16 protein-coding genes are annotated in these 15,521 nt (G+C 61.1%); 5 read left to right on the top strand and 11 right to left on the bottom strand.

Annotation, left to right across the window (positions count from 1 at the left end):
- Nucleotides 1–164 precede the first annotated feature (164 nt).
- The 5 genes from N8I74_RS05120 to N8I74_RS05100 form a co-directional block, all read right to left on the bottom strand.
- Nucleotides 165–1,043 (bottom strand): plasmid partitioning protein RepB C-terminal domain-containing protein, encoded by an 879-nt coding sequence (locus N8I74_RS05120; RefSeq protein WP_263125866.1) that lies wholly within the window; start codon nucleotides 1,041–1,043, stop codon nucleotides 165–167.
- On the bottom strand, nucleotides 1,040–1,951 hold the full coding sequence (locus N8I74_RS05115; protein WP_263125865.1) for a ParB/RepB/Spo0J family partition protein: 912 nt from the start codon (nucleotides 1,949–1,951) through the stop codon (nucleotides 1,040–1,042). The genes N8I74_RS05120 and N8I74_RS05115 overlap by 4 nt, the downstream gene beginning before the upstream one ends.
- A complete protein-coding gene (locus N8I74_RS05110; protein WP_263125864.1) occupies nucleotides 1,948–3,513 on the bottom strand; it encodes a recombinase family protein in 1,566 nt (521 codons plus the stop codon). The genes N8I74_RS05115 and N8I74_RS05110 overlap by 4 nt, the downstream gene beginning before the upstream one ends.
- A 148-nt stretch (nucleotides 3,514–3,661) precedes the next feature.
- The gene (locus N8I74_RS05105) at nucleotides 3,662–4,129 is read right to left on the bottom strand and encodes a hypothetical protein (RefSeq protein WP_263125863.1); all 468 of its coding nucleotides are present in this window, start codon (nucleotides 4,127–4,129) and stop codon (nucleotides 3,662–3,664) included.
- Nucleotides 4,130–4,289: 160 nt separating this feature from the next.
- The gene (locus tag N8I74_RS05100; protein WP_263125862.1) at nucleotides 4,290–4,658 is read right to left on the bottom strand and encodes a lecithin retinol acyltransferase family protein; all 369 of its coding nucleotides are present in this window, start codon (nucleotides 4,656–4,658) and stop codon (nucleotides 4,290–4,292) included.
- Here N8I74_RS05100 and N8I74_RS05095 point away from each other — a divergent pair.
- Entirely contained in the window at nucleotides 4,641–5,165 is a 525-nt protein-coding gene (locus N8I74_RS05095) for a hypothetical protein (RefSeq protein ID WP_263125861.1), read from the top strand. The two genes, N8I74_RS05100 and N8I74_RS05095, sit on opposite strands and share 18 nt — an antisense overlap.
- A 269-nt stretch (nucleotides 5,166–5,434) precedes the next feature.
- On the opposite strand, the gene N8I74_RS05090 is transcribed toward N8I74_RS05095, so the two are convergent.
- Both N8I74_RS05090 and N8I74_RS05085 read right to left on the bottom strand, forming a co-directional pair.
- Nucleotides 5,435–6,649, bottom strand: a complete 1,215-nt coding sequence (locus N8I74_RS05090; protein WP_263125860.1) for an ImmA/IrrE family metallo-endopeptidase — start codon at nucleotides 6,647–6,649, stop codon at nucleotides 5,435–5,437.
- A 42-nt stretch (nucleotides 6,650–6,691) separates the two neighbouring features.
- On the bottom strand, nucleotides 6,692–6,976 hold the full coding sequence (locus N8I74_RS05085; protein WP_004629355.1) for a type II toxin-antitoxin system HigB family toxin: 285 nt from the start codon (nucleotides 6,974–6,976) through the stop codon (nucleotides 6,692–6,694).
- A gap of 508 nt (nucleotides 6,977–7,484) precedes the next feature.
- On the opposite strand from N8I74_RS05085, the gene N8I74_RS05080 reads away from it, so the two are divergent.
- Nucleotides 7,485–8,444 carry an Ig-like domain-containing protein gene (locus N8I74_RS05080; protein ID WP_263125859.1) on the top strand — a complete coding sequence of 320 codons (960 nt, stop codon included), beginning with the start codon at nucleotides 7,485–7,487 and terminating at the stop codon, nucleotides 8,442–8,444.
- Between the two features lie 134 nt (nucleotides 8,445–8,578).
- On the opposite strand, the gene N8I74_RS05075 is transcribed toward N8I74_RS05080, so the two are convergent.
- Both N8I74_RS05075 and ilvD read right to left on the bottom strand, forming a co-directional pair.
- The gene (locus tag N8I74_RS05075) at nucleotides 8,579–8,890 is read right to left on the bottom strand and encodes an MGMT family protein (protein ID WP_263125858.1); all 312 of its coding nucleotides are present in this window, start codon (nucleotides 8,888–8,890) and stop codon (nucleotides 8,579–8,581) included.
- A 65-nt stretch (nucleotides 8,891–8,955) separates the two neighbouring features.
- Nucleotides 8,956–10,812, bottom strand: a complete 1,857-nt coding sequence (gene ilvD, locus N8I74_RS05070; RefSeq protein WP_263125857.1) for a dihydroxy-acid dehydratase — start codon at nucleotides 10,810–10,812, stop codon at nucleotides 8,956–8,958.
- A gap of 84 nt (nucleotides 10,813–10,896) precedes the next feature.
- Between ilvD and lgt the strand changes: the two genes are divergently transcribed.
- The 3 genes from lgt to N8I74_RS05055 all read left to right on the top strand — a co-directional run bounded on the left by lgt (nucleotide 10,897) and on the right by N8I74_RS05055 (nucleotide 12,698).
- Complete coding sequence (lgt, locus tag N8I74_RS05065) at nucleotides 10,897–11,754, top strand: prolipoprotein diacylglyceryl transferase (RefSeq protein WP_263125856.1); 858 nt, start codon at nucleotides 10,897–10,899, stop codon at nucleotides 11,752–11,754.
- A 121-nt stretch (nucleotides 11,755–11,875) separates the two neighbouring features.
- Nucleotides 11,876–12,334, top strand: a complete 459-nt coding sequence (locus N8I74_RS05060; protein ID WP_308445879.1) for a DUF456 domain-containing protein — start codon at nucleotides 11,876–11,878, stop codon at nucleotides 12,332–12,334.
- A 76-nt stretch (nucleotides 12,335–12,410) separates the two neighbouring features.
- Nucleotides 12,411–12,698, top strand: a complete 288-nt coding sequence (locus N8I74_RS05055; protein ID WP_263125854.1) for a hypothetical protein — start codon at nucleotides 12,411–12,413, stop codon at nucleotides 12,696–12,698.
- An 85-nt stretch (nucleotides 12,699–12,783) separates the two neighbouring features.
- On the opposite strand, the gene corA is transcribed toward N8I74_RS05055, so the two are convergent.
- On the bottom strand, nucleotides 12,784–13,797 hold the full coding sequence (corA, locus tag N8I74_RS05050) for a magnesium/cobalt transporter CorA (protein ID WP_263125853.1): 1,014 nt from the start codon (nucleotides 13,795–13,797) through the stop codon (nucleotides 12,784–12,786).
- A gap of 44 nt (nucleotides 13,798–13,841) precedes the next feature.
- Complete coding sequence (locus tag N8I74_RS05045) at nucleotides 13,842–15,314, bottom strand: Ppx/GppA phosphatase family protein (RefSeq protein ID WP_263125852.1); 1,473 nt, start codon at nucleotides 15,312–15,314, stop codon at nucleotides 13,842–13,844.
- Nucleotides 15,315–15,521: the final 207 nt, after the last annotated feature.

Raw genomic sequence — 15,521 nt, 5'->3', positions numbered from 1 at the left:
GCCTGTCGGTCATCGCCCTTGATCGCGGAGGGAAGCAGAAACTCCGTTTTGGGGGCGATGACCCTGATGCTTCCAGATTGTTAAAGAACCGTGGCCGCCTGCGTGGACGCCATCACGACCTTCCGGTGGGAAGGGTTTCGCTCACTACGCCGATTGCGCGCCGCTTATTTGTCCAGCGCCACCATGCGGACGATGCTGTCGAACTCGTTCAGCACGTCGGGGTGGTTCCTGGTCAGGTGACGCAAGATGGCTTCGTTTGCCATCAACTTGGCGAGATAGCCCTTGGCCAGCACCAGGTTGAGGATGTCCTGACCGTAGGTTTGCTCGGCGAGCTTGAACTGCTCTTGGAGGTTGCCCATCTCCCTCTCCATCTTGGCCATCTGGTCGGCGCTGACACCGGTCATCTTCTTGGGCTTGGTTTCACCAACGAGCAAGTTGCTGGGTGTCGCCGCAACCAAGGCCTGGGCATAGGCGACCGTGATGTTGTTGGCACTGACCATCAGTTCAACGCACTCAACCTGACGGGTCGGCTTGAGCTTGCGCAGGACCGCACCAAGGTTTGCGGAAAACGTCTGGTCGCGCAGCAATTCGGCGGCCTCCGGGCAGATGCCTTCCAGCAGGTTTAGCTTCTTGATGATGTGGCTGATGTCCACGTCCAAGGCCTTCGCCAGCTTTTCCGGGGTGACACCCCGTTCGACAGCGCGACGGATCATGAGGTGCTCCTGAATACTGGAGAGGCGATTGATCCGGTTGTTGTAGGTGTAGCTTTCGTCATCGGTGGCTACCAGGCAGGGAGCTTTGTCGAAGCCCAGCTGTTTCAGCGCGACCAGTCGTGTGTGCCCGTCCAGCAAGATGTGCTGCCCCTCGCGGTTGGGCTTTCCCACCGACAGGGGTTCGATTAGCCCGACCGCCTCGATAGATGCGGTGATCTGCTTGAATTTCCGTGAGGCAAGCAAGCCTTCTGGCGTCTTACGCGAGGGCAGGACGGACGAGAGGGGCAGAACCAATGGCTCCGGAACGAAGCCCAAGGGCGGTTTGCTCATGCGCCGCTCCCTCGAGCCCAGACCCGCTCCGCCAGATACTGGGGCAGTGTGTCCAGCCCCTCCGCGCGCAGCAGGGTGGTGAAATTCTCGTCGGCCAGCAGTTGGCGCAGGGCCCCGACAATGAACAGCAAGTTGCGTTGAGCGGTCTCTGCTTTCCTGACCAGCAGCTTCTGTCGCTCGACTTCCCGCTGGTAGTTCCGCACCAGGCTGGACGTGGTGACATCCTCATTGGTTTTGCGGGAGGTCATCCTGCCGCCGATGGACTTGCCTTGGGTGCGGCGACGTTCGATCACACGACGGGCTTGGATCAACTGGCTGCCACGCAGCTTTCCGGTTTCGTAGGCATCTTGCAATGCGGCTTGAATGGCTTTCTCGTCGCTGCCCGCGCCAGCGATGGTGATCGCCGCGTTGAGAGGGATGCGCCCGCTGCCGACGGCCATCAGCAGTCGCTGCTCACCGTTCTGCAGCAACTGCAGGATGCCCTGCACGTACTCCGGACTCAGGCCTGTCTTTTGGGCAATGGATTTCTTGTCATAGCCCTGATCCCGCAGCTGCTCGATGCCGGACAGCAATTCCAACGGGCTGAACTTTCGCCGGGCGATGTTCTCGGTGAGGCTCATGATGAAGGCCGATTCGTCATCGACGTTCATCACCATTGCCGGGATCTCTTGATGCCCGAGTGTCTTGAAGGCCTTGAACCGACCCTCGCCGCAGATGAGGAGATAGTGCTCGCCATTGCTCCCTGGACGTGGCGTCACGATGATGGGCTTTTTCAGGCCAATGTTCTGGATGTTGCCGACAATCTGCTCGAAGACCCTGCTGTTGCGCTCGCGGGGGTTGAGAACCTCAATCCGGTTGAGCGGAATCATCCGCAACTCCGAATGCCGATGCTCTTTTTCTTGACTCATGCGGCCCTCCGTATGCGGATGCGCCGCGCCATGCCGTAGAGGTAGTCCAGGCTGTCGAAGCGATAGCACTCAAACTCGATGCCGTTGTGGTCGGCCAAATGGATGCGTGCCTGACCGAAGTCCAGTCGCGGCAGCAGGTAGTAGTCCAAGGCAGCCTGATTGCTGTCGTCCAGCCGCACGGCCACCGTGATGTCGGGCGCGAGGCTGGTGTCGAAGCGCACCTTCCAGCGCCGTCGCCCGTTGTCGAGCAATTGGCACCGCGCCAGCACCAGTGAAACGGTGAACTCGCGATTCACAGTGAGAAGGTCGGTGGCCGGTTCACGCTCGACGTTGCCGCCGACCTCGGCAATCATGCGTTCGGTCTGGCTGACGATCTCAGGATGCAGTCTGCGCAGAAACTGATTCACCTCCAGATACTGGTAGTCGCGGTCCGGTGTGAAGCCCACCGCCTGGTAGGCGCGAACCAAACTGCCGAATCGATGTGCATAGGCCGCCGCAGACGGCATGCCATCTGCCTCATCGATGATCAGGCCGGAGAGGTACCCGTGGCGCTGGTACAGATTGCGCAGCTTCTCGATCAACTCCTCGTCGCTGTAGCGATGTGCCCTTGCGCGCAAGATGCCCTGCGCCGTGTAGAAGAGCTCCGGCGGCACGATGCCCTCGAACGCACCTTCCTTCTTGATCCACATGTCGGGGCTGTTAACCACCCGGTGCTTCTTTAGCTTAAAAGACCGACGGTTGTAGATGTTGTTGCCGATGTATTTTTCGTTGGACAGCACCTCGCGGACGGTCGCTCGCGTCCAATCCCGCCCAAGGTCAGTGCGCGTTCCTTGTGCGTTCAGGCGTTCGGCGATGTCCAGCTCCGTCAGGTTGTCGGTGACAAACCAGCGGTAGATCTGGTTGACCACGGCAACCTCATCATCCGGCCCCGGCTGAAGAATGACGCGGTCGGTTTGCAGGCTCTTGTGCTCGCCGCGAGCCAATTCACCTTTGAGCGTGCCGGACTGATCGATCAGCACGCGTCGCAGCCCATAGCCAGCCGGGCCACCCTGTCGGAAACCCAACTCAATCAGGCGGCACTGCCCGGCGAATACCTTGGCCGACAACTCGCGGCTGTACTCGCCAGCCATCGCGCGCTTGACGCCCTTGACGATGGTCGACACAGGCGAGCCGTCGTTTTCGAACTGCTCTGCGCAGTACGCGACCTGGATTCCGGCGCGGCGGCAAATGTATTCGTAATAGGCACTCTCATCGGCATCCTGAAACCGGCCCCAGCGGCTGACGTCATAGACCAGAATGATCTGGAAATCCGCGATGCCTGCCTCGACGTCCTTGATCAGCTGCTGCAGCGCCCGGCGCCCATCGATGCGCAAGCCGCTCTTGCCCTCGTCGGCATAGGTGCGAACGATCTCGATGTTGCGCCGGGCAGCGTATTCGCGGATCTTGTCGGCTTGGTTTTCCGTCGAATACTGCTGGTGCTCGGTCGACATCCGCACGTACTCGGCGGCCCGAAATGTCGGTGGCTGATCCGCCCCCGGAATGGAGAACTCTTCTGCCTGCATAGACCCGATCACTTTATGTTGTGTGAACTTGCTCTCGGGCCTGCCATTCACCTCATTGGCATACACGTGGCCTGCAATGCGCGGCCGGAATGCACATGGTTGAAATTGTTGCCATCCAGGATGATCGAGAGCCCATTTGGGCTTGAAGTTAAGGCCGGACTCCCTGGTTGTCGATCAAGTCATCTCTTGACGCATCCATCTTGCATTCACAGGTTTCGTACAGCAGCGTGATTTCAACCACCCAAGAACCCGGCGTTCCCTTCGGAAAATCTGGCCGTCTTGTGATCCGGTAGATGCCGGAAGGCAGGGCTGACACGTCCATCTTTACAGGATCGATGACTCGCTGCTGATGAGCCGTATCCGGTTGCGATCCTTGATCGCCGTCGGCCTGTTGTGCGTCTCGGTGATTGCGCCAATAGTCATGATTGCGCTGTGACCACGCGCGCTGGGCCGCCTGCTGATTGATGCGGTAGTCAGGATCGGATTGGAGTTTTGCCCGCTGCCATTCGCGCTTGCGAGCACGCTGGCATTCAGGGGCTGAGCAGAAGGCTTGGTCGGGAACCTGTGGGCGGGGTTCGAAGGGGTGGCCGCAGTGCGCGCAGTACTTGGTTGTCATCGGTGGGCTCCATACAAAATTCGTATGGAAACCCTCGAGCAGATTGGATTTCTCTGCTCACCAGCGTGGTTTGCTCAATCTCTGTACAGCCCGCCCGGAAAGGAGCGTGATCAGTGTCAGTAGCTCCTGAACGAAGGACTGCGCAGGTTTGTGGACAAGGTCACGCGAAGCGCAGGAGGGCTGCGATCACGCCCAAGAAAATGACGCCTTCCACCTGAGGGCTCCGGGGTTTTTCGCCCAGCAGCCACGTGGCGTAGGTTTCGCAATTGCGGTCCAGTAGCCGGTAGGGGCCCCGGTGTTGCAGCGATAGGGAGAGCCGTTGCATGATTTGCGCCCGCTGCTCGGGTGCAGCGCGTCGGACTTCCTTGATAGGGCGGCCTTGTGCGAACTCCGTGAAGCTCACAATTTGTTCGCCTTCAGGGGTCAGGTGCGCGACGTTGCCGTCGGGCAGTTGAACGCCCCAGTGTTCCCCCAGGCCAGTCAGCTTGGGGCGAGAAATGATTCGGAAGGGTTGAGTGTTGAAGAACAAGAGAACCTCCTGGTGTTGCTGTCGTCAGTGCCACAGCTGATCGCTGCGTCACCCGACTTCGGCGCTGAGCAGAAATCGGGTGACAACAACGATTACTTGCCTTTTGCCTTGCTGGAACTGGCCTTTTGGGTCAGTGCCGATGCCGCCACGGATTTGACGGATGCAGGTGTGCGTGGGTTGCTCAACAGCTTGGCAGCGGTCGATGCCACGCGGGCGGAGGTGTGTTCGTTCGTCGGTTTCTTGGAGGACATAGGATTTTCCTTATCAGTTCGCGGAAAGAGGGGAGACGGGAGTCAGGTCCTGCTGAGTCCCGTCAGGGATGGATCAGGCAAACAATTGCATCTGACCCGGATGAGATCGCCAGTGCTGGCACACAGCCTCCCGGCGTCCGAACCGGAACCGGGTGTATGCGCGCACAAAGACGCTCTTCCATCGGTGGTAGGCCATGGCCAACTCCTCATGAAAGTTGAGGGGGTTTGGGCTTGCCAGCACACCGCGAACTGGTAAAATCCGCTGTCCGTTCAAGACATGATGTGCATGGGTGGTTTGGTAGCCCCCTATTCACCTCACCAAAGGCTCTGAAGTGTTGGTAGCACTTCGGGGCCTTTTTCTTTGGTGTTGACGACTGGGTACAAACCCAGCTGCCAACACCGTGACTTCTATCAGCACGGCCACTGGCTCGTTCGGGAGTTCGATTCCGTACTGGTGAGTAGATTCTATGATAATCCCGAAAAAGGATCAACGCAAATGGTTGTTTCCCTTTTTGGGATTTTTGTTCATTGACTCAGGATCTGGCTGACCTGCCCCGTCTTACCGATGAGATGCGAAAGCAAGCGGAAGTTCTTCTCTTCATGGCGCAAGCGTCCCGCCACGATGGAGGGATGCACGCTGATCTCATCTGCGAAAGAGATCGCATCCTCAGAGAGTAGTGTTTGACGTACTTTGGCGGTGCGCCAACTCTTTTCAGGGATCAACGCCTCCTGGGCCATAGCATCAGCTTCCGCTTCAACCTCTTGGGGGTTGCTGCGATCCAGGTCGTCGATGAACACGGGAGACTCTGGGGTCAGGTGTTTGGCAACGTGCGCCAACTCATGGAGCAAAGCAAACCAGAAGTTGTCGAAGCGGTCATGTCGCAACGTCAAAGCAACAATTGGTCGATCGTTGTCTAGCATCGCAGCGCCGTCGAGAAAAGTACGTTTGAAGTGCTTTTCGATGACAAGCGTGATGCCGTGACGGGCGAGGTACTCCCGGGCGAGCTTTGGGCCTTCATCAAATGTCGAGAGCTTGGCAAGCTCACGCAGCCAGGTTGGCGTGATGGTTCCGTGCTTGTACTCTTTGGCAATGTTTAATGTTCGTGCTTGCCGCAGGACACACATGCGCCAAGCCAACAGAGCCATCTCATCGGCTTGTCGATCCCCGCGTTGATGCATGGGGGCGCGCAGGAACGCGGGGCTGACTTGCTTGGGTAGCAGGTCTTGCATGAATTTTCGAACCAAATCTTCGGCGTACTCTTTGAGGCGCTGCGCGTTACCTTCGAAATCCCCAAAGCACCCCCGCTCCAGCATCTCTTTGAGTGGGAAGCGGGTGAAGTCCATCTCTGGCTCCTGGTCGACGACTGTGCTGTCTGTTTCGACGTCTTCGATCAGGATGTCAGCGGGGATGCCCAAACCTTGGTTGAGTCGGCGAATCATTGGCAGGGACAGTGGACGCTTGCGCGACAGTACCTCCGAGACCTTTGAGATTGACCCGATGTAGGGGATCAGATCCTTGCGGGAGAGTTTCATCTGATCCATCCGGAAAAGAATCGACTCAATCGGATCAGCCTTGACCGGGGGAACGGTTTGTCGTTCGAAGTCCTGTATGACCAGAGCCAACAGCTCCAGCTCGTTTTCTTCCTTGGAGTTGGCCTTGGGGTCAAGCGACATCAGAGCAGACAGGCGAGCCATTGCTGCTTCGTAGTCTTCCGCGCTCTTGATGATCTTTACATTCATCGCCATCTCCACCAGTCGTTTACTTGCCTTACACACATCTGCCTAGAACTTTTTCTTGTCGTACTCGGCATGCGTCCCCACCCACTCGACCACTACCAGCCCGTTCTGATATCGGACCTTGACCACAAGCCGATATGAATTGCCCTTGATGTCGAAAATGACTCTGTTGTCGGCCAAGAAATCCGCGCTCCTGTATCTGCGCTTGATGTCATGTGACGTTTTCCAGTTCTCACGCTCGACATCCGTCTGCCACGCATCCAGTGGCCCACGCGAGGCTGCATGATCTTTTTTGAACGCCTCGAGTATGGGCAAACCCAGAATTCGCATGTAGGGACGATGTGTTCATGTTCAGACTTGCATTGTATTTCCCAAAAAGGGAAATGTCAATGTGGCCGACGAGAAAGAGAGGGAAGTCTGTCCGCGCCATCGAAGCAGAACTCGGTTGCGCACGCCTTTGCCGGAGGGGCATCCGCGAGGCGGGTTGCCGATGATGGTGGGCCGATCCGGGCTTCAAGATGGAGGGGAATGCGCGGGGAAGCGCGAACACCACCCGGGCTTCCGTATTCGTATATAATCATGCCTACGGTGTCCTCGCCGGTGAGGCAGGAAGGTTCTCTCTAGTAGGGGACTACACCACCACCCGATTGAATGCAAAAAGCCGGCTTGTTCAGCCGGCTTTTTGCATTTGTCGTCCTGGCCCCACACGTCGCCTCTGATATTTGCGCGAGCAAGCATGATTCGGGTTAAATGCGCCCACGGCTCTTACGTCGATCGCAAAACAAACGAAGGAAATTCCTTTGTTTTTCCATCCGACCTCGCAAAGGAAATGAGATAAATGGATATCACGACCCTGACCCGCAGCTGCTTCCGGCAAGCGGCTCAGATCACCGCTGTGGCATCGCTGGCGCTGCTTGCCGCCTGCAATGGCACTGCCAATACCAGTGATGGTGGTAGCAACACCGAACCGACGCCGACCCCGGCACCAAGCGTTCAGGCGAGCCGTATCGACTTTTTGTTGAGCAGCAAGGAATTGCCCGACAACAGCGCCGTCAGCGTCACAGCCACCGTGATGGACAATGGCAACAAGGTCATCAGCGACGCTCCGGTCACGCTGGCCGTCACCTCCGGCAGCCTGATCAACGCCACCGCCACCACCAATGAGGCCGGACAGGTCACTGCCGAATTGACAACCGGTGGCGATGCCACGCCGCGGACGATCACCATCACCGCAACCAGCGGCTCTGCGGTGGCGACAGCCCTTGTGACCGTGGTCGGCAATTCGGCCAAATCGGTCAAAGTTGGGACAAGCAATGTGACTGCCGAGCCGACGGATACGCAATACTCCAAGCCGTACAACGTGCTGGTGACCGACGCCAACGGCCTGCCGGTCAAGAATGCGACCGTGCAGCTGACGCTGGAACCGATCCGCTACTGGAAGGGCTATCGGGAGTGGGACCAGACAGTTACACCCAATGCCTGGACATTCACTTCCAGGGTAATGACAAACTGCACCTCCGGCGGGGATTGCAAACCGGCCACGGTCAACCCGGCCAACGTGATCACCGACGCCAACGGCTTTGCATTCTTCAACGTCATCTATGCCAAGAATTATGCAGGGTGGGCCGAAATGCGACTCACCGCCACCGCGACACTTAGCGGGAATGTCACCGCGACGGATGTTTCCGAGTTTACGTTGATGGGCCTTGCCAAGGATTATCAGACCCAGGGCATTAGCTCACCCGGACGCTGCAGCCCGTTCAATGCCCTGACGGACTACGTTGGGACATGCCCGTAAACGTGCCGCTTCTTGCCGCACAAAAAAAGCCAGGCCCAGCCTGGCTTTTTTTATATGGGCCCAGCCCATCCATGTCGCCGCACACCGCGGATGCGGTATCGGCAACGCGCTTTGTCAGCGCCGGGCGCCTGGGATCAGCCGGTGTTCTGCCAGCCGAACCGCCGGCAATCGATCCGCCCCGTCTCATCGAACTCGACCCCCTCGGCCTCCAACAACACGCGTTGCAGCTCATCGTTGCCGTTCCAGCCGCGCGGGCTGATGCGCCCTTGATGATTGATCACCCGGTACCAGGGCAGGGTGTCGTCTAGGCAACGGCCGACCAGACGCGCGTGGCGGGGATAACCGGCAAGGCGTGCAATGTCGCCGTAGCTGCATACGCATCCCTGCGGAATACGGGCCACGACATCCCGGATGGCTTGCCGGATTGCGCTGCTGTCGGACTTCATCGCGCTCCCACCAATGGAAACGGGACGGCCAGACCGTCCCGCACGGAGTTCAGCCACCGTCAGGGCTATTTGCGTTCGACCTGGCTGACATCGCGTACCGCACCGGTATCAGCGCTGGTGGTCATGGCGGCGTAGGCACGCAATGCGGGTGACACATAGCGTTCGCGCCCCACGGGTTTCCATGCCTGGTTGCCCTTCGCCTCCATGCTGCTGCGGCGCCTTGCCAGTTCCTCGGCACTGACCTGCAGCTCGATGCGGCGATTGGGGATGTCGATCAGGATGGTATCGCCCTCCTGCACAAGGCCGATGGCGCCGCCTTCAGCCGCCTCGGGGGAGACATGGCCGATCGAGAGGCCGGAGGTGCCGCCGGAGAAGCGGCCGTCGGTCAACAGCGCGCATGCCTTGCCCAGCCCCTTGGACTTCAGATAGCTGGTGGGGTACAGCATTTCCTGCATCCCTGGTCCGCCCTTGGGGCCTTCGTAACGGATCAGCACGAGATCGCCCGCAACGATCTGATCGGCCAGAATGCCCTCCACCGCCGCCTCCTGGCTTTCGAAGATGCGGGCACGGCCGGTGAACGTGAGGATGCTCTCGTCCACCCCGGCGGTTTTCACGATGCAGCCGCGTTCGGCGATGTTGCCATAGAGTACGGCGATGCCGCCGTCCTGGCTGTAGGCATGCGCTTTGTCGCGGATGCAGCCTTGCGCACGATCCAGGTCCAGCTCCGGGTAGCGCATCGATTGCGAGAACGCGATGGTGGTGGGAATGCCACCCGGCGCCGCACGGTACAAATGATGCGCCATGCTGTCGGACGACTGCTGCACCACGTCCCATTTGTCCAACGCCTCGCCAAGCGTGGGCGTATGGACAGTCGGCACCGCGCGGTGAATCAGTCCGGCACGCGACAGCTCGGCCAGGATGCCGATCACGCCACCGGCACGGTGCACGTCTTCCATATGGTATTTGGCAGTGGCAGGTGCCACCTTGGCCAGGCATGGGACCTTGCGGCTCATGCGATCGATATCGGTCATCCTGAAGTCGACGCCCGCTTCATTGGCCGCAGCCAGCAGGTGCAGCACGGTATTGGTCGAGCCCCCCATCGCGATATCGAGCGCGATGGCATTTTCGAAGGCTTCAAACGTTGCAATGGCGCGCGGCAGCACGGCTGCATCGTCCTGCTCGTAGTAGCGCCGCGCCAGCTCGACGATGGTGCGCCCGGCCTGCAGGAACAATTGCTTGCGGTCGGCGTGGGTGGCCACCAGTGAGCCATTGCCCGGCAGCGACAGCCCGAGCGCCTCGGTCAGGCAATTCATCGAATTGGCGGTGAACATGCCTGAACAGGAACCGCAGGTGGGGCAGGCGCTGCGCTCGACCGCCGCCACTTCTTCATCGGATACATCCGGATTGGCGGCCTCCACCATCGCATCCACCAGATCCAGGTGCCGCTCTTCGCCTCGCCAGTTGACCTTGCCGGCCTCCATCGGGCCGCCGGAGACGAAGATCACCGGGACATTGAGCCGCAGCGCCGCCATCAGCATGCCCGGGGTGATCTTGTCGCAATTGGAGATGCACACCAATGCGTCGGCGCAGTGGGCATTGACCATGTATTCGACCGAATCAGCGATCAGGTCACGCGAAGGCAGGCTGTAGAGCATGCCACCGTGCCCCATGGCGATCCCGTCGTCCACGGCGATGGTGTTGAACTCCTTGGCCACGCCGCCAGCCTTTTCGATTTCGCGGGCCACCAGTTGCCCCAGGTTGTGCAGATGCACATGCCCGGGTACGAACTGCGTGAACGAATTGGCGATTGCGATGATGGGTTTGCCGAAGTCGCCTTCTTTCATGCCGGTCGCGCGCCACAGCGCGCGGGCGCCGGCCATGTTGCGACCATGGGTGGAAGTGCGGGAACGGTAGGCGGGCATGGCGAATCCTTGCGAGATGCGTACAACGAAGGGATGCGGATGAAGCAGGTATAATGCCGCGATTTTATCGAAAAGCCCCTGTCCATGCTCGTTCATCCGCAATTCGACCCCATCGCCTTCTCGCTCGGGCCATTGTCGGTCCATTGGTATGGGTTGATGTACCTGGTGGGCTTTCTGTTGTTCCTGACGCTTGGCCGCTGGCGTATCAAGCGCGGCAATCCGCAAGGCTGGCAGGCGCAGGAGATGGACGATCTCCTGTTCTATGGCGTGCTCGGGGTCATCCTGGGCGGCCGGCTGGGGTATGTGCTGTTCTACAAACCGGATTTCTACCTGCACCATCCGCTCGACATGCTCAAGGTGTGGGAAGGGGGCATGGCCTTCCACGGCGGCTTTCTCGGCGTGCTGCTCGCCATGGCACTGTTTGCACGCCGGACCCGCCGCAGTTTCTTCCAGGTGACCGATCTGATTGCGCCGCTGGTGCCGCTGGGGCTGGCATTCGGGCGACTGGGCAACTTCATCAACGGCGAGCTGTGGGGCCGGGTGACGACGCCGGATGCGCCATGGGCGATGGGGTTTGCGCAGGCACGCACCGCCGACGCACAGGCGGCGATCCTGAATCCGCAATGGCAGGAGTGGCTGCTGCAGTACGGGATGCTGCCGCGGCACCCGTCCCAGTTGTACCAGTTCGCGCTCGAAGGCGTCGTGTTGTTCCTGGTGCTGTGGGTCTACTCCGCCAAACCGCGCAGGACCGGCCAGGTCTCGGCCTTGTTTCTGTTCGGCTATGGCCTGCTGCGCTTTGCCGCCGAGTTCGCCCGCGAGCCGGACGACTTCCTTGGCTTGCTGGCGCTGGAGCTGTCGATGGGGCAATGGCTGTCGCTGCCGATGCTGGCCGCCGGCTTGTACCTGCTCTGGCGCAGCTCGCGCGTCCGTCACCCGGTTTGACGCGCCTTCCGCCAGGGGCGGGAACTTCAAGGCCAGCGCCTGCTCCTTCGTTGTACCTTCAACGACCGGTACAGAGTGCAGCATGGACGACATGATGGTTGCCGCAACAGCGTGGTATGTATTGGCCGGCGTACTGGTCTTTATCGGTCTGCTGGGCACGCTGCTGCCGCTGCTGCCGGGGACGCCGCTCATTTTCGGCGGCATGCTGCTTGCCGCGTGGGTGGACGGATTCGTGCGCGTAGGCTGGATGCCGCTGGTTCTGTTGGCCGGTCTGCTGTTGCTGTCCATCGTGCTGGACTACATCTCCGGCGCCCTGGGTGCCAAACGCTACGGCGCCAGCAAGCAGGCACTATGGGGCGCGCTCGCCGGCTCCATCCTCGGCGTATTCGGCGGCCTGCCCGGTCTGCTGATCGGCCCTTTCGCCGGTGCGGCCCTGGGTGAGTACTACGCGCGCCGTGATATGGAGCAGGCCGGCAAGGTCGGCCTTGCCACCTGGATGGGCCTCATCATCGGCGCGATCGCCAAAGTGGCTGTGGCGCTCGCGATGCTGGGGATATTCACATTTGCATGGTTCTGGTAACCACGCAGCGGTAAAACATCGCGTGGTGCGGAAGGCCTGATCTAACATCGGCAGAACAGGGCGACCAGGAGCCATCATGTCCAGCCTCCCCCTACCCCATGGCAAGCTTGTCTACTTTGTCCGACGTGGCATGGAACGCCGTAGTATGACCCGCCGGGCACTCCCGTTCATCACCGAGGAAGGCTTGGTGCTATATGACCGCCGTACCGGAACGGACCGCCGCCATGGTGACGATGAACCGGCGTACGACGGGCATCGCCATGCAGACGATGGCGATGAGGACGGCACCCCGGCAGCGCCCGGCGATGTATGGCCCTCCCCCCCGCATCAGGTCATGACACCACGACGCCGCAGCGTGGAATAGCCGTGGCACAGGTGCTTGGTGCAGGCGCGCGGCTGCCCGGACTATGGGCGTCCTCCAGAGCCATCCACCGGCGTATGGAAAAGCGCTAGAACCAGCGCCGGATCTTGAAGAACCACAACAGCCCGCCTCCCAGCGCCAGCATGCCCCCCAGTACCGCGTAGTAGCCCCAGCGCCAATGCAGTTCCGGCATCACATCGAAGTTCATGCCGTAGATGCCCGCCACCAGTGAGAGCGGCATGAACACGGTGGTCACCGCGGTCAGCATGCGCATCTGCGTGTTCATCCTGTGCGACTGCAACGCCAGGTAGTTGTCCTGCAGGCTGCCCACCAGATCGCGCAGCGCGTCGGTGCTTTCGATCAATTGCACCGTGTGGTCGTAGACGTCGCGCAGGTAGAGCTGTGTTTCGGCATGGAAGAAATCCGGCTCGTCGCGCTGGATCACATTGACCACCTCGCGGGTGGGCCATAGACCGCGCTTCACGTAGAGCAGCGACCGGCGCAACGTGCGCACCTCGCTCAGGTGCTCTGGCCGGGGGCCCGCGGCGATCGCGTCCTCCACCTGCTCGATGCGCTCGCCAAGATGCTCGATCACGTTGAAGTACCGGTCCACGAGCTTGTCCAGCAGCGAGTAGACCAGGTAATCCGCCCCCAGCTTACGGATCTGCGACTGCCCGTTCTTGAGGGTGGTACGGAGGCCGTCGAAGGTGCCGGTGGGCATTTCCTGGAAAGTCAGCACGAACCCCCGCCCCAGCACGATGGCGATCTGTTCGCTGCCGACCTCGCCGTTGTCGTTGACATGGACCAGCCGCGCGGTGATGAACAGATAGCCGGGATAGACCTCCACCTTGGGGCGCTGCTGCGTGTTGAGGATGTCCTCCATCACCAGCGGATGCAGCCCGAAACGCCGGCCGATGAACTTGAGCAGCTCCAGATTGGCAAGGCCGTGCACGTTGAGCCAGAAGGTCTTGTAGCGCGGCTCGTAGCTCTTGCCCTCTTCGAAGGAGGTGAACCGGGTTTCGAAGAACGCGTTTTCCTCCGGGCCGAATTCGATCAGCGTGGCGAGCGTATCCTCAGGCCGGTTGGGACCGACGTAGCGCAAGGTCCCTGGCGGGGAGCCTGCCTTGTCCGCGCTCAGGTGATGCTTTACGCGTGCGGGATGAGCAACGTTTTTCCGACCTTTTGCCATGCGCGGGCTTCCTCGTCGAGCGCAAATCGAATCAGATGGTGGGCGTCCAGCCAGGCTGCCGGCACCTGCAGCCGATAGTGGCCGGCCTGATCCTCGATCAGCGACAGCCCGGGCAAAGCCAGTGCCTGACGCGCGCGGTAGACCAGGACGGCCAGCCGCAGTGCCAGTACCGCGCGCCACTGTGCGTCGCTCAACTCCTCGGCGAGCAGCTTGTGCAGCCTGCCCTGCTGCGCCAGCGCCAGCAGCGCCAGTTCGGCCTGCTCCTGCCGTGAGAATCCAGGCATGTCAGCATGCCGCAGCAGATAGGCCGAATGCTTGTGAAAACTGATATGGGAGATATTGCGGCCCACCTCGTGCAGCAAGGCCGCATCATGCAGGCTGCGCACTAGGCGCGTGTCCCCCGCTGCCGGTCCGAACAGCTGCAGCGCCAACGCGGCGACCTGCTCGGCCTGGGGCACGTCCACGCGGTAGCGCCGCGCGAATGCGGCAATGGTGCGATCGCGCATGCCCCCACCGGCGCGCCGCTCCACCAGATCGTGCAACACGCCGTCGCGCAGTGCGCCATAGGTGATCTGCATCTGCTCGATGCCGAACGCGGCGAACACCGCCGCCATGATCGCAAACCCGCCGGCCAGCACCGGCTTGCGATCGGCACGCAGCCCAAGCAGCCGCACCTGGTCGATATGGCCCGCCTGCAACAGGCGCTCGCGGAGCTGCAGCAGGCCCGCGCTGGTGATGCCCCCCTGGGCGAAACCGTTCTGCAGCAGGATGTCGGCCAGCGAACGGGCGGTGCCCGAGGTGCCGATCGCCACCTGCCAGCGTCCGGCGGCAAAAGCAGCCTCGAACGGCTGCAGCACGTGGCGGGCCGCGGATTCGGCCTGGGCGAGCGCCTGCGCGCCCAGCCTGCCGTCGGCAAAGAAGCGCCGGCTCCACGATACGCAGCCCATCAACGTGCTTTCGGTCACCAGCGACTCGTACTGCCTGCCGATGATGAGTTCGGTCGAGCCGCCACCGATATCGACCACCAGCCGCTTCTTCGGCGAGGCGGTGAGACTGTGCGCAGCGCCCAGGTAGATCAGGCGCGCTTCCTCGTGCCCGCCGATGATCTCGATCGGAAACCCGAGCGCGGCCTGGGCGCGCGGCAGGAATTCGGCGGTGTTCTTGGCCACGCGGAAGGTGTTGGTGGCCACCACGCGCACGCGTGCCGGGTCCATGCCCCACAGCCGGCGCCCGAAACGGCCCAGTGCGGCCAGCGCTTCATCCTGCGCCTGCTCGGTCAGACAGTTCTGTTCATCCAGGCCCGCGGCGAGCCGGACCGTCTCCTTGAGCGCCTCCAGCGGCACCACCCTGCCCTGCTCGGTGCGCGCCACCTGCAGCCGGAAGCTGTTGGAGCCCAGATCGACGGCTGCGATCAGCGCGTTATCGGACATGATGGCTCCAGGGCGACAAGGGGCTTCACGATAGCCGGCAGCCCACCATTTGGCAAAGGGTCCGCCATGCCCCGGGCAGCCACGCCACAACGGAAGGTGGACATGGAAAAGGCGGGGCCGGGCCAATGAAAAAGGCGGCCATCGGCCGCCTTGGATGCTGTTCACGGTCTTCCCCGGCCTGACACCGAATCGGGCCGGCTTTGAAGA

The sequence above is a fragment of the Chitiniphilus purpureus genome, from assembly GCF_025642115.1.
Taxonomy (GTDB): Bacteria; Pseudomonadota; Gammaproteobacteria; order Burkholderiales; family Chitinibacteraceae; genus Chitiniphilus; species Chitiniphilus purpureus.
The sequence above is the reverse complement of the archived record's forward strand: the minus strand, read 5'-3'. Positions and strand labels throughout refer to the sequence as shown.

What these genes read in the sequence shown, in the direction of transcription:
- N8I74_RS05055 (WP_263125854.1), top strand. Translation starts at nt 12,411, where the DNA reads ATGTCCAGCCTCCCCCTACCCCATGGCAAGCTTGTCTACTTTGTCCGA.
- ilvD (WP_263125857.1), bottom strand. Translation starts at nt 10,812, where the DNA reads ATGCCCGCCTACCGTTCCCGCACTTCCACCCATGGTCGCAACATGGCC.
- N8I74_RS05080 (WP_263125859.1), top strand. Translation starts at nt 7,485, where the DNA reads ATGGATATCACGACCCTGACCCGCAGCTGCTTCCGGCAAGCGGCTCAG.
- N8I74_RS05115 (WP_263125865.1), bottom strand. Translation starts at nt 1,951, where the DNA reads ATGAGTCAAGAAAAAGAGCATCGGCATTCGGAGTTGCGGATGATTCCG.
- N8I74_RS05075 (WP_263125858.1), bottom strand. Translation starts at nt 8,890, where the DNA reads ATGAAGTCCGACAGCAGCGCAATCCGGCAAGCCATCCGGGATGTCGTG.
- N8I74_RS05085 (WP_004629355.1), bottom strand. Translation starts at nt 6,976, where the DNA reads ATGCGAATTCTGGGTTTGCCCATACTCGAGGCGTTCAAAAAAGATCAT.
- N8I74_RS05110 (WP_263125864.1), bottom strand. Translation starts at nt 3,513, where the DNA reads ATGCAGGCAGAAGAGTTCTCCATTCCGGGGGCGGATCAGCCACCGACA.
- N8I74_RS05045 (WP_263125852.1), bottom strand. Translation starts at nt 15,314, where the DNA reads ATGTCCGATAACGCGCTGATCGCAGCCGTCGATCTGGGCTCCAACAGC.
- N8I74_RS05120 (WP_263125866.1), bottom strand. Translation starts at nt 1,043, where the DNA reads ATGAGCAAACCGCCCTTGGGCTTCGTTCCGGAGCCATTGGTTCTGCCC.
- N8I74_RS05090 (WP_263125860.1), bottom strand. Translation starts at nt 6,649, where the DNA reads ATGAATGTAAAGATCATCAAGAGCGCGGAAGACTACGAAGCAGCAATG.
- lgt (WP_263125856.1), top strand. Translation starts at nt 10,897, where the DNA reads ATGCTCGTTCATCCGCAATTCGACCCCATCGCCTTCTCGCTCGGGCCA.
- N8I74_RS05105 (WP_263125863.1), bottom strand. Translation starts at nt 4,129, where the DNA reads ATGACAACCAAGTACTGCGCGCACTGCGGCCACCCCTTCGAACCCCGC.